The following is a 13,676-nucleotide window of genomic DNA, read 5'->3' as shown; positions in this document are numbered from 1 at the left end:
TTATTGTCTAAGGTTGAATATGTTGCGGTCTAACCCTTCAAAACCAAGTAAGGGTTTTACCCTGATTGAGTTTGTCATCGTCATTATTTTGCTGGGGATCATGGCGGCAGGTATCGGCGGTTTTGTTTCTCTGTCGACACAAACCTTTGTTAATGTCAGCGAACGTGATGAACTCCTGGCCAGCGCCCGTTTTGCCATTGAGCGTTTAAACCGCGAAGTGGGCAATGCAGTACCTAACAGCGTACGCATAAAAACCGATAGCGATACCAACCAGCAATGCCTGGAGTTTATGCCGGTTAAAGCCAGCACCAGCTATACCAGTATTCCGGTGCTTGGCTCTGCCGGTTTAACTATGCAGGTCGTACCCTTTAAAGGCGAAGACGGTAATTTTTTTAACTGTCCGCTATGCTTTTATGCTATTACTGTTTACCCCCTTGATAGTTCTGAAATTTATATTGATGTAAACAATAGCCCTCTGCCGACTTCGGGACAAACCGTAGGCATTAATGCCTTTACCACGCCGTCTCCTGCCGATACCAGCTTATGGACTTTGCCTTTAAAAGGTAATGATCCGCCGCTTTTTACTTTTACTCGTACCTCACCGACACGGCGGGCTTATGTTTTTGATGATCCCGTTGCTTATTGCGTCGATAATAATCGTTTATTACGTTATAAAGGTCACGGCGTCAGCCAAAACCAGAGTCTGGTGCCACCGACACCTTCGGTACTCATGGCGGAAAACATAGTGGATATTGATGCCGGGGACTTGCCTTTTACCCTTCAGGCACCGACGTTGCAGCGAAATGCCCTGGTACAGGTGAAACTCACTTTTGAGCGTGATGATGAACAAATTGTTTTTGATCATGCCATTCATCTAAAAAATGTGCGATAATGCCTGAAAATTAACCGTTTAGCTTACTCCAAATGTCATAAGTGGCACCGGGAATACCGGTGAGGCGAAGCTGGTAATTTTTAGGTTTTACTTCATTAGACGGATGTAATAATGATGAAATTAATAATAAATTTTTTGCTGCTGATATCTCTTTTTACGCTTATCCCCGCCCGGGCCGCCCTGATCACTTCAGACCTGTCCGCTGATGCTTATATTGCTTATCAGGGCATGGACTGGGCCTGGGCTTCCCCGGATAACATACAGTTTCAGGGCTGCAGCGGCCCGGCTGATGCCGAAAACTACCTAGCGCATGTTTATGATAATGCCGGTGATGTTTGCAGCAACCAGTTAATGGCGCCTGAGTTTCACGAGAATTGGCGTTATGCCACGGCGAGCGAACTGGATATGCTGTTAAACGATATAGGTTTATCGGCTTTTGTCGCCAGTAACGGCAGTTTGATCCAGGCGGCAGCCTACTGGAATACCGCCTACACAACAGTGGACTACCGCAACTTTTTATCCGGTTACGTTGCCAGTGAATGGGGCTCGACCGGTTATGAAACTTTTTATGTACGCGACCATGAAACTTTGGTGCCGGAGCCGTCAACCTTATTGCTGTTTTCTCTTATGATATGCCTGCTGGCGTTCAGGCTCAGAGCATAATAACTCGTTTTCTTGAAACCCGCATTAGCGGGTTTTTTGTTGCACTTTGCCAGATAAAGCGGGGTAATGCCGCGAGTTTAAAAGTTGCTTTGCTGCGTAATAACGGCTATTAATAGCTGTTATCAATGGCTTTTTTATTTTTACTCTAATGCCAATGCCGCGATTTAAAGTAAAGTTTATGCAGGTCCGCCGCTTTTCAGCCCAGCGAGGCAGTGCCTTGATGCTGGCACTGTTTGTATTAACGGTATTATTGCTGTTAGGGTCGGCCCTGATGCGAACCTTGTCCAGCAGCAGTGAAACTATCGTTCAGGAAGTCTTGGGCACCCGGGCGCTGGCAGCGGCCAATTCCGGGATGCAGGCGCATTTACTGTTATTGTTCCCGCATGATGCCAACCAGGATAGTTGTCCGGCAAATGCCACTTATGATTTTGACGGTATCACTGGATTAAATCACTGCAGTGCAACCGTCACTTGTACCCCCTTATATACGGACGGAACTAACCTTAATCTCAAAGGCTTTTCTGTCGCGTATTTTTCCCTGGAAAGCACCGGAAACTGCGGTACGGGCGTGATGGCACAAGACAGTAAAGATATTGTTTTAAGTAGCCGCAGGGTGCAGGTGGAAGCAAAAACCCCCTGATGTTTGCCGGAGGCTGCGGATAATTTTTTGTTAGCCGGTTTTTTGGCTTATTTTGCCCGGATTGGCTGAGTTTTTACTTTAAAAGCTTGTTTTCATCCTGCGATGAATTTATCGGCAATAATCCCCTGAAAATCAATCTTATTTTATTCCTCTGCGCCGATCTGAAAAAAAAATGCACTTTTTTACATTTATTTTGAAAACATACAACACATGACCTGAATACTGGGGTATGATTGACGGATCTAAAAACAATATGCTTTTATCCGGCATTTCGCGGTAATTGTCCGATGAAAGCTCAGAAAAAGTAGTTCCTATTGCGAACCTGCGACATTTAAAGGACATTTTGTAGTTATGTTTAAAAAATTACGCGGCATGTTTTCCAACGATTTATCTATTGATTTGGGAACTGCAAATACACTGATATATGTAAAAGAGCAGGGGATAGTACTGAATGAACCTTCGGTGGTGGCGATTCGCCAGGACCGCTCAGGAGGTTCGAAAAGTGTTGCTGCCGTCGGTATTGCAGCAAAACAAATGCTTGGTCGTACCCCGGGAAATATTGAAGCTATCCGTCCGATGAAAGATGGTGTGATCGCAAACTTTTTTGTGACCGAAAAAATGTTGCAGCACTTTATCAAGCAAGTGCACAGCAATAACTTTTTACGTCCCAGTCCGCGGGTCTTGGTTTGTGTTCCTTGCGGTTCTACCCAGGTTGAACGTCGCGCCATTCGTGAATCGGCTTTAGGCGCCGGGGCACGTGAAGTCTACCTGATTGATGAACCTATGGCGGCGGCCATAGGTGCCGGTATGCCGGTATCTGAAGCCACCGGCTCTATGGTGGTCGATATCGGTGGTGGTACTACCGAAGTTGGCATTATCTCTCTTAACGGTGTGGTGTATTCTTCTTCGGTGCGCATCGGCGGAGATAAGTTCGATGAAGCCATTATCAACTATGTACGCCGTAATTTCGGCAGCCTGATTGGTGAAGCCACTGCCGAGCGTATCAAGCATGAAATCGGCTCGGCCTATCCGGGTGAAGAGTTGATTGAAATTGAAGTGCGTGGCCGTAACCTGGCAGAAGGTGTGCCGCGCAGCTTTACCTTAAACAGCAATGAAATTCTTGAAGCGCTGCAGGAGCCGTTAACCGGCATCGTCAGTGCCATTATGGTGGCGCTGGAGCAGTCGCCGCCGGAACTGGCGTCGGATATTTCCGAGCGCGGTATGGTGTTAACCGGCGGTGGTGCTTTATTAAAAGATCTCGACCGTTTATTGATGGAAGAAACCGGTATCCCTGTGGTTGTTGCAGAAGATCCGTTGACCTGTGTTGCCCGTGGCGGCGGCAAGGCACTGGAAATGATCGACATGCACGGCGGTGATCTTTTCTCTTACGAATAATGATGAGTGCGCCCGGCCTTTGGCCGGGCGCAGCCTGCTCAGATGAATCCAATATTTAAACACGGCCCCTCCCCACAGCACAGACTGGTTTTTGTGCTGCTGCTGTCCGTGCTGCTGATTTTCCTTGATCATAAAGCGGGTAGTTTCGAGGGGGTTCGCGGTTACCTGCAATCCCTGGTGAGCCCGCTGCAATATATTGCCAATGCCCCCAAGCAGATGATGACTTGGGCCGCTGAAAACCTGGTGACCCGCAAGCATTTGATGGAAGAAAACCAGCAGCTTAAGGTCAATGAATTACGTTTGCATGAAGAGTTGATGCAGCTTGATATCATCAAGCAGGAAAACGAGCGTCTGCGCTCTTTGCTGGCATCGCCGCTGCGCTCTGAAGTCAGGAAAATGGTGGCGGAAATCCTTTCCGTCGACAGCGACCCCTATACCCATCAGATAGTGATCAATAAAGGCGCCAACGACGGGGTATTTGAAGGCCAGCCTGTACTTGACGAGCAGGGTATTGTCGGACAAATCCAGCATGTCGGTACCACCAGCAGCCGGGTGATATTAATTACCGATGTCACCCACGGGGTGCCGGTGCGCATCAGCCGTAACGGTATCCGCTTAATTGCTTCCGGCAGCGGCCAGATAGACAGGCTTACCCATAACCATGTCTCCCACAGCGCCGATATTCGCAGCGGCGATTTATTGGTGACTTCGGGCTTGGGGGGAAAATACCCAGAAGGATATCCGGTATCCCGGGTGACCATAGTTACCCAGGACGAGTCCCGTCCTTTTGCCCAGGTGTTTAGCCAGCCGGTGGCACAAATCGACCGGTTAAGGTATCTGCTGTTGCTGTGGCCGGAAAAACCCAGCAGTATCTTTTCTTCAAAGTCCGGGCCTAAAGCCGCGTCGAAAGCCGAGAACAAAAAGGGAGATAGCAATGCTGCTCAATAACGGCATTATCATTTTGTTTAGCTTGTTGATCGCCCTGATGGCGACGATTATGCCGATGCCGCTGAGTTTGGATGCCTTCAGGCCAGACTGGGTACTGGTGGTGCTCTTGTACTGGTGTCTGGCTTTGCCTAACCGGGTGAATGTTATCACCGCCTGGGTGATGGGCTTTCTGATGGATGTATTGCTGGGCTCAGTGCTTGGGGTACATGCCGCAGCCATGGCCTTGTCTGTGTACATTATCGCGGTGAATTTTCAAAAGATCCGTAACTTTTCCGTGTGGCAGCAGGCGTTGATCGTCGGGGTGTCGGCGGCTTTATATCATTTGCTGGTGTTCTGGCTGCAAAGGTTTCTTACCGATATTGTTTTTCTGCCCAGCTACCTCTATCCGGTCTTTACCACTATTGTGCTCTGGCCCTGGGCCTTTTTGCTGCTGCGCAAAGTACGTCGTCACTTTAAAATAAAATAAGGAAAACCATGAAGCTGGTTTTAGCCTCCAAGTCCCCGAGAAGAAGCGAGTTGCTTGCCCAGCTCGGTTATTACTTTGACTGTATGGCCGCGGATATCGATGAAAGCGTGCTCGCTAATGAATCCCCCGGGGATTATGTTGAGCGCCTTTCCCGGGAAAAGGCCCTTGCCATCGCCAACACCTTTGAAAAACAGCAGCGAGACAATAGCTTAGTACTCGGCTCAGATACCGCCGTGGTGGTGGATAATGCGATTTTGGGGAAACCAATTGACTTAAATGACTGTCAAAGAATGTTAACCATGCTCTCCGGGCGCAGCCATCAGGTGATCACAGGTATAGCCGTGGCGCACGGGCAGGAGATCACCAGTGAGCTGGTGATCACCGAGGTCAGTTTTAAAGAATTGTCGGCGCAGGAAATAAGCCGCTACTGGCAGACGGGGGAGCCACAGGATAAAGCCGGAGCTTATGGTATTCAGGGTATTGGCGGGCAATTCGTGACCGGGATCCGGGGTAGTTATTCTGCTGTGGTTGGACTACCGTTATATGAAACAGCACAAATGTTGCTAGCTTGCGGTCTGCCAACCCAAGTACAAACAAATACATAAGGTTCAAGATGAGCGCAGAGTTACTGGTTAATGTGACCCCGAGTGAAACCCGGGTTGCCCTGATTGAAAACGGGGTACTCCAGGAGGTACACGTCGAGCGGGAAGCGAGACGGGGTTTGGTAGGTAATATTTATTTGGGTAAAGTGATCCGGGTTTTACCCGGGATGCAGGCAGCGTTTATTGATATCAATCTCGACAAAGCGGCATTTTTGCATGCCTCAGATATCAACTCTAAACTGATCACTGCGAAAAACGGCAATGAAAATGACCAGGTGCCGGATATCCGCACTTTAGTGCATGAAGGCCAGTATTTGATGGTGCAGGTGGTCAAAGATCCCCTGGGCACCAAAGGCGCGCGGTTAACCACAGATCTTACCATAGCCTCCCGCTACCTGGTGTTGATGCCGGGAGCCCATCATGCCGGGATTTCCCAGCGCATCGAAGATGTCAATGAAAGAAACCGCTTAAAAGGCATTGTCAGCGACTATTGCGATGACCAGCATGGTTTTATTGTCAGAACCGCGGCAGAAGGGGCCGATGAGCCGGATTTAAAACATGATGCCGAGTTTTTGCGCCGTGTCTGGGAAAAAATCCAGGAACGAAAACAAAGGAAAGTGGTCAAAACCGCCCTGTACCAGGATTTATCCCTGGCATTTAGGGTGATCCGGGATGTGGTGGGCATTTCGTTGGAGCGAATCCGTATCGATTCTAAGTTAAGTTTTGATCAGTTGGCGGACTTTACCCGGGAATTTGTCCCCGAGCTTACTTCGGTATTGGAATATTACCCCGGGGAAAGGCCGATTTTTGATTTATTCGATGCCGAGCGGGAAATTCAGCGGGCGCTGCACAGGAAAATTGAACTGAAATCCGGCGGTTCTTTGATTATCGATCAAACAGAAGCTATGACCACCATAGATATCAATACCGGGGCTTATGTCGGGCACCGTAACCTGGAAGAGACGATTTTCAGTACCAATATCGAAGCGACCCAGGCAATTGCGCGCCAGTTAAGGCTGCGTAATCTTGGCGGTATTATTATTATCGATTTTATCGATATGAACAGTGAAGAGCACAAACACAGGGTGTTGCACAGCCTGGAGCAGGCGATGTCCAAGGATAAGGTCAAATTCAGCGTGCATGGTTTCTCTTCCCTGGGACTGGTGGAAATGACCCGCAAACGCACCCGGGAAAGCCTGGAGCATGTGTTATGCAGCGAATGCAGTGTCTGCTCCGGCCGGGGGAATTTAAAAACCGTAGAAACCGTTTGCTTTGAAATTCTGCGGGAAATTGTTCGGGTTAACCGGGCCTATGATGCTGATAAGTTTATTGTTTATGCCTCCTCCCAGGTCAGTGAGTTCCTGGTTAATGATGAATATCATAACCTGGCGGAGCTGGAAGTGTTCATTGGCAAGCTGATCAAGGTACAGACCGAGCCCATGTATAACCAGGAACAATTTGATGTCATCATGATGTGACCGCGGTTATCGTGTAAAATAGGGAGTGTTACCGCGGTTTTGAGCATATTCAATGCCGTGGTCTTTGTGCTGTTGTATCTAAGGTAAGAGGTTAAGTAATAAATGTTAATAGGGTGCCTGAAAGTTTGAGTGTTTCAAAGGTCTTAAATCTTTGGTTGAATCGCCTGTATAAAACCCTTGCGATTTTGCTGGTGCTGATCGCGGTGGTGATCAGTGCCTTGCGCCTTATGCTGCCCTATGCCCATAACTACCGGCAAAACTTTCAGGAATACCTGAGCGACACCTATCAGAGCCAGATCTTAATTGGCAGTTTATCCATGGACTGGCAGGGGCTGGGGCCTGTGCTGGTGGCAAACAATGTCAGCTTGTTGCAATCGGATGCCGTGAATGTTTTTATCAAAAATATCGATATCCACCTGGATTTTTGGGCCAGTATCCGTGCCCGGCAATTGATCACCCATGACTTTACCCTGGCGGGGGCCAAGGTGGTGGTAGACCCAGAGTTATTGCTGGAGCAGCAAGATAATAACAGCGAGCCCCCGGAAATCGGCAAATTAACCGATCTGTTTCTTGAACAGATAGAGCGTTTTTCTTTACGCAACTCCCAGATTATTTTACAAACCCGGGAGCACAGCAGTACCTTCTTGATCAGTTACCTGGATTGGGTCAATAAAGACAGCCGCCACCAGGCCAAAGGGGATGTTATTCTCGACGGCATCACCTCAAACAATTTAAAAGTGCAGCTTGATATCAACGGCAGCGACAGTGAAGAAATGTCCGGGCAGATATTCCTGGCCGCCAATCAGGTCAATATTACTCCCTGGCTTGCCGATGTACTGGCAACCGAGATAGACAATACCGATTCGGTATTAAACTTTAATGCCTGGCTGACGATAAAAAACGGTGTTGCCGGCCAGTTACAGCTGGTGCTGGGGGACAATGAAATCAGCTGGCAGGATAAGGAGGTCCACCATCAACTGGCCATCAGCGAAGGGCAGTTTTTTGCTACCGACTTGAACAACTTTAATCAGTTCAGTTTGCAGTCATCGCCGCTGGAGCTGAGTATCGATCAGCAGAAGTTGCAGCCTTTTACCGTGCAGGCGCAAAAGCTGGGCTCTAACCTTTTTACTTATTTATCTTATGTAGACTTGTCCGGGCTGAGACACTTTTCTTCTTTGCTTGTGGATAATGAAGAGGTGAATCAGCTGATCGCCAAAATGGCGCCTGTGGGCAGGTTGACGGATATTTATCTGCAAAAACAAAGTGATACTTTGCAACTGGCGGCGGATTTTAATGATATCAGCACCGAATACGCCTCAGGTATCCCGGGGGTAAAACACGCCTTTGGCAGTATCTTGTTGGCGGAGCAGCAATTGCAACTGGATATTCATGCCAGCGGCGGCGCCCTGGATTTTCAGCAACATTTCCCGCGGCCAATTCCCTATGACAGTTTAAGTGCGTCTGTTTTTGTCAAAATGGGCGATAACGGCTGGCAGCTTAACGCGCAAGACATCCGCTTAATGTCGCCGGAAGTGGAATTTTCCGGCGAGCTGGCGCTTGACGGGCCGGATGATAACCCGGTAACCATGTCGCTGCTGGCATCGGTAGAGAATGTTGATGCCGCTAATGTCCAATACTATTACCCCCATTTGCTGATGGGCAAAGATCTGGTGGGTTATCTTAATGAGGGGATTGTTTCCGGGGTTATTCCCCAAGCCTCGGTATTATTTAACGGGCCGCTGCAGGGATTCCCTTTTACCGGCCCGGTTAACGGCCATAGCGGTATTTTCACCGTAGATGCCGAACTGGAACAGGCACACTTTCAATTTGATCCCTTGTGGCCGGCAATCACCGATTTTTACGCCAACCTGAATTTTACCAATGACAGCATGTTGATCACGGCACGCGGCGGCGAGCTGACCGGGGTGGATGTTACCGGTGTTGAAGCCGAGATCAAGAGCTTGTCACAAGAGCAGTTGTTAACTGTTGATGCCCCGATAAATCAGGTGCCGCCTGAAGCGGTTACCGAGTTGATGCTGTTAAGCCCGATGAAAGACACGGTAGGTGCTACCCTGGAACAACTCGCGGTGTCGGGTCCTGTTTCCGGTGAGTTTTCCCTGAATATCCCGCTGCAGAACCCGGATGATACCCTGGCCAGCGGCGTGGTGGACTTTGCCGGTAACCGTATCGCCCTGCAGGCACCTGAGATGGATTTTCGTGATGTCAATGGCCGGTTAACCTTTGAAAATGATGTGCTGGCCATAGATAAGCTGGCCCTGAACTGGCGCGGCTTACCCCTGAGCCTTAAGGTAGCGGCGGCGGACAAATCCGAATATTACCATACAAAAATTGATATCGATGCCAACTGGCAGGATAAGCTCTGGTTGAAGCAGCTGCCGGGTGAGCTGCAACAATATGGCGGCGGCGCCCTGGTGTGGCAGGGAGACTTGTCGTTGAATATGCATCATGACGGCGGTTTTTCTTATGACTTTTCCCTGGCGTCGGATATGGCGGCAACCGAGCTGATGTTGCCGGATCCCTTTTCCCTGGCAGAAACCGAGCAAACCGCTTTTAGTGCCAAAGTTTCCGGGCAGCTTAACCAGTCGACCATCAATGCCAATTTGGGCGAGCAGCTGAGTTTTTACGGCGTGCTTAACCATGAGCAGGTGCAATTCTCCCGCGCCCATCTGGTGCTGGGGGATGAAACCATGCTCTTGCCTATGGACGGTTTCCATATTACCGCCAAATTAGATCAGGCCAAGGTCAGTCAATGGCAGCCGCTGATTTTAGATATCCTTGACAGTTTAGATACCGGTACAGGGGCGGACGATGAACCTGGCTTGTTGGCCCAACCGGAACGCATTCGCGGCTCGGTGGGCAGTTTAGATATTGTCGGCCAGGCATTAACCGAGGTGTCTTTTAACCTGTTAGATCAGGATAACTGGTGGTTGTTGCAGCTTAATGCCAAAGAGGCCCGCGGTCAGATTAAATTTTATCCTGACTGGTATGGTCAGGGGATAGATATCGATGCGGACTTTTTAAACCTGAAAACGGCAGCTGGCGCTGAGGAAAGCACAGAGCAAAGTGCACAAAGCATCCGCGCGGAAAACGATATTATTTTTGCCAATGTACCGCCGATGCGGGTGCATTGCGATGCCTGTCGCTTCGATGATCTGGATTTTGGTGAGCTGGATTTTGAAATCAGCCATAGCCGGGACGATGTTATTGAGTTGAAAAACTTTGTTTCACGGCGCGACAAAACCCGGTTGACCCTGGAGGGGGAGTGGAGCCATAACCAGACCAGCTCAGAGACAAAAATGAGCGGTTTATTTTCCACCAAAGATATTGAACATGAAATTGAAAAGCTGGGCTTTGCCTCCATCATCAAAGACAGCGGCGGTAAAGTTGAATTCACCGCCCACTGGCCGGGAGGGCCGCAAGATTATGCTTTACAGCAGCTTAACGGCGATGTTGCCGTCAACATAGATGACGGCTATTTGGCGGATGTCAGCGATAAAGGCTTGCGTATCCTGTCGGTACTGAGCCTGCAGTCGCTGGTGCGTAAGCTGACCCTGGATTTTCGCGATATCTTCAGTGACGGTGTTTTCTATAGTGAAATCAAGGGAGATTTTCGTATAGAACAAGGGGTGTTATACACAGATAATACTATGATGAAAGGGACGGCGGGTGATTTGACCATGAAGGGCAATACCCGCCTTGGCGAGGAGTTGCTGGACTACCGTATGTCCTACAAACCTAACCTGACATCGAGTTTGCCGGTACTGGCCTGGATCGCCACTTTAAATCCGGTCACCTTTTTAGCCGGTATCGCCATAGACGAGGTATTTACCTCCAAGGTGGTGTCAGAGCTTAATTTCGAATTAACCGGCAGTATCGCCGAGCCGGATTTACAGGTGGTGAATCGTAAAACCAAGGATATCAGCGTTGGTCGTTCAACACCGCCGAAGATCATTGAAACGCCCGAGGTCACACCTGAGGTGAGCGGCAAAAAAAAGGCCGACGGCCAGGGAAATAAACTCCCGATAAACTATTTACAACAAGCGAAGGAAATCGATGGTTAAATTATCAGCAGTTCAGTTATGCTCAGTACCGGATGTTAATGCCAACCTGGATGCCATAGAGCAGCAGTTACAGTCCTTAGAGATTGCTAAGCAGCATTTAGTGGTCGTGCCTGAGTGTTGTTTATTTTTTGGCGCCCGGGATGTTGATCAGTTAACCCTGGCAAAAGAGACGGTGGCAAATGGTTCATTGCGCCTGGGGCTGGCAAAGCTGGCACAAAAATACCGGGTCCACCTGGTGGGGGGCACCATACCGACGCTAACCGAGCAGGGGGATAAATTTACCAACAGCAGCTGTGTTTTTTCTCCTGAGGGCGAGCAGCTGGGGCGCTATGATAAGATTCATTTATTTGATGTTCATGTTCAGGATAACGAAAAGCATTATTTTGAATCTAAATATACCCAGGCGGGTAAATCGGTAGAAGTGGTCAAGACCCCGTTTGCCAATGTCGGCTTATCGGTTTGTTATGATTTACGCTTCCCGGAATTATACCGTCAGCTCAGGAGCCGCGGCGCCGATATTATTACCGTACCCAGTGCCTTTACCCGGGTAACGGGCAAGGCGCACTGGCAGACCCTGTTGCGCGCCAGGGCCATCGAAAACCAGGTCTTTATTGTGGCGGCAAATCAGGAAGGCATACATAAAAACGGCCGTGAAACCTGGGGCCATAGCATGATCATCAGTCCTTGGGGAGAAGTGTTATCTTCCCTGGAAACCGGCACCGGCGTGGCGACTGCCGAATATTCAAGTGAGGAACTGGTTAAGGTGCGCGAAAGCATTCCAGTGTCTGAGCATAACCAATTTAAAACAGAGTTGATGTCTTATGAATAATGTTGAGCAGGAGCTCTTAGGCGATAGTCAGATTGATGAAGCCGTGTTAACCAAAATCCTGAAAAGTTTTCAGCAAAAACAAATTGATTATGCCGATTTGTATTTTCAGGCGAGCCAGCATGAATCCTGGATGCTTGAAGACGGCATTGTCAGGGAAGGTTCTTATAACATTGAGCGTGGTGTCGGTGTCAGGGCGATTTCCGGTGAAAAAACCGGGTTTTCCTATTCCGACGATATTTCCGAGCGGGCCCTGCAGCTGGCTGCGGATGCCGCCAAGGGCATAGCCCACAGTGGCCAAAGCGCCACGGTTCAGGCATTTAAACGGCAAAGTCCGATCCTGACCTATGCCGCGGTAGAGCCGTTATCGAGTTTGACCCAGGAACAAAAAATCAGCCTGATGCATGAGGTGGAAGCCCATGCCCGCGCCACAGATAAACGGGTACAGCAGGTAATCGTCAACCTGTCCGGTGTTTATGAAAAAGTGTTGGTGGCGGCAACCGATGGTACCTATGGCACGGATATACGGCCTTTAGTGCGTCTTAACTGCTCGGTACTGGTGGAAGAAAACGGTAAACGTGAACGTGCCAGCTCAGGTGGCGGCGCCCGTACCGATTATAGTTATTTTTTTGAAGCCGAAAACGGCAAGGCCCGCTATCTGGCTTATGCCGAAGAAGCGGTGCGCCAGGCGCTGGTCAACCTGGTGGCCATTGAAGCCCCGGCAGGTAATTTGCCCGTAGTTTTAGGCGCCGGCTGGCCGGGGGTGCTATTACATGAAGCGGTAGGCCATGGCCTGGAAGGGGACTTTAACCGTAAGGGGTCTTCGGCATTCTCCGGCAAGGTGGGTCAGCAGGTAACATCCGAGCATTGTACTATTGTTGATGACGGCACCATAAGTAACCGCAGAGGCTCGGTCAATATCGATGATGAAGGTACGCCGGGACAATATAATGTCTTGATCGAAAAAGGCATCTTAAAAGGTTATATGCAGGATAAACATAACGCCGCCTTAATGGGGGTAAACCCCACGGGCAACGGCCGTCGTGAATCTTATGCCCACCTGCCGATGCCGAGAATGACCAATACCTATATGCTTGGCGGCGAACATACGCCGGAAGATATTATCAAGTCGGTGAAAAAAGGCATTTATGCCCCGAATTTTGCCGGTGGCCAGGTGGATATCACTTCGGGCAAATTTGTGTTTACCAGCTCGGAAGCCTATATGATAGAAAATGGTGAAATTACCTCGCCGGTTAAAGGCGCCACCCTGATCGGCAGCGGTCCCGAGGCGATGAAAAATGTCAGCATGGTCGGCAATGATCTTAAGCTCGATGCCGGAGTTGGTATTTGCGGTAAAGATGGACAAAGCGTGCCCGTTGGCGTTGGCCAGCCGACCTTAAAAATTGATGAAATGACCATAGGCGGCACCCAATAGCCGATCCCTTATCCAGCCTCCCGGCATGTTAGAATTGCCGGGAGCTGGTTATCAACAAGATTATGGCTAATACTGATAAGGTTATTATGGACACATCTGATCAGGTTATTAGGGATAATACTGTTAATATTGTTGATTGATTCTATTTGTAACCCTTTGTTACAGAGTTTATTTTCACCGTAGAATTAATGCCGTTCAACCTGTTTTTTCTCAAATTCATCCCGGTTTCTTTATAATCGCGAGCAGATG

11 protein-coding genes are annotated in these 13,676 nt (G+C 49.2%); all 11 read left to right on the top strand.

Annotated elements, in window-relative coordinates:
• The first annotated feature begins 19 nt into the window (after window positions 1–19).
• The 11 genes from SG35_RS23385 to tldD all read left to right on the top strand — a co-directional run bounded on the left by SG35_RS23385 (window position 20) and on the right by tldD (window position 13,427).
• The gene (locus tag SG35_RS23385; protein WP_044830516.1) at window positions 20–892 is read left to right on the top strand and encodes a type II secretion system protein; all 873 of its coding nucleotides are present in this window, start codon (window positions 20–22) and stop codon (window positions 890–892) included.
• A gap of 111 nt (window positions 893–1,003) precedes the next feature.
• Window positions 1,004–1,555 (top strand): PEP-CTERM sorting domain-containing protein, encoded by a 552-nt coding sequence (locus tag SG35_RS23380; protein WP_044830515.1) that lies wholly within the window; start codon window positions 1,004–1,006, stop codon window positions 1,553–1,555.
• A 220-nt stretch (window positions 1,556–1,775) separates the two neighbouring features.
• Complete coding sequence (locus SG35_RS23375; protein WP_152646444.1) at window positions 1,776–2,195, top strand: MSHA biogenesis protein MshP; 420 nt, start codon at window positions 1,776–1,778, stop codon at window positions 2,193–2,195.
• Between the two features lie 351 nt (window positions 2,196–2,546).
• A complete protein-coding gene (locus tag SG35_RS23370; RefSeq protein ID WP_044830513.1) occupies window positions 2,547–3,590 on the top strand; it encodes a rod shape-determining protein in 1,044 nt (347 codons plus the stop codon).
• A gap of 42 nt (window positions 3,591–3,632) precedes the next feature.
• Window positions 3,633–4,538, top strand: coding sequence for a rod shape-determining protein MreC (gene mreC / locus SG35_RS23365; protein WP_044830591.1), 906 nt, complete (start codon window positions 3,633–3,635; stop codon window positions 4,536–4,538).
• On the top strand, window positions 4,525–5,004 hold the full coding sequence (mreD, locus tag SG35_RS23360; protein WP_044830512.1) for a rod shape-determining protein MreD: 480 nt from the start codon (window positions 4,525–4,527) through the stop codon (window positions 5,002–5,004). The genes mreC and mreD overlap by 14 nt, the downstream gene beginning before the upstream one ends.
• Window positions 5,005–5,012: 8 nt before the next feature.
• Window positions 5,013–5,609: a Maf family protein gene (locus SG35_RS23355; protein ID WP_044830511.1), complete on the top strand. Its 597-nt coding sequence runs from the start codon at window positions 5,013–5,015 to the stop codon at window positions 5,607–5,609.
• A gap of 8 nt (window positions 5,610–5,617) precedes the next feature.
• Window positions 5,618–7,084 carry a ribonuclease G gene (gene rng, locus SG35_RS23350; RefSeq protein ID WP_044830510.1) on the top strand — a complete coding sequence of 489 codons (1,467 nt, stop codon included), beginning with the start codon at window positions 5,618–5,620 and terminating at the stop codon, window positions 7,082–7,084.
• A 125-nt stretch (window positions 7,085–7,209) separates the two neighbouring features.
• Complete coding sequence (locus tag SG35_RS23345) at window positions 7,210–11,166, top strand: YhdP family protein (RefSeq protein ID WP_044830590.1); 3,957 nt, start codon at window positions 7,210–7,212, stop codon at window positions 11,164–11,166.
• Window positions 11,159–11,995 carry a carbon-nitrogen hydrolase family protein gene (locus tag SG35_RS23340; protein WP_044830509.1) on the top strand — a complete coding sequence of 279 codons (837 nt, stop codon included), beginning with the start codon at window positions 11,159–11,161 and terminating at the stop codon, window positions 11,993–11,995. The genes SG35_RS23345 and SG35_RS23340 overlap by 8 nt, the downstream gene beginning before the upstream one ends.
• Window positions 11,988–13,427 carry a metalloprotease TldD gene (tldD, locus tag SG35_RS23335; RefSeq protein WP_044830508.1) on the top strand — a complete coding sequence of 480 codons (1,440 nt, stop codon included), beginning with the start codon at window positions 11,988–11,990 and terminating at the stop codon, window positions 13,425–13,427. Before SG35_RS23340 ends, tldD begins: the two co-directional genes overlap by 8 nt.
• Window positions 13,428–13,676: the final 249 nt, after the last annotated feature.

The organism is Thalassomonas actiniarum (genome assembly GCF_000948975.2).
Classification (GTDB): domain Bacteria; phylum Pseudomonadota; class Gammaproteobacteria; order Enterobacterales; family Alteromonadaceae; genus Thalassomonas; species Thalassomonas actiniarum.
Note: the sequence above shows the minus strand (reverse complement) of the source record. Positions and strands in the feature narration are given on the sequence as shown.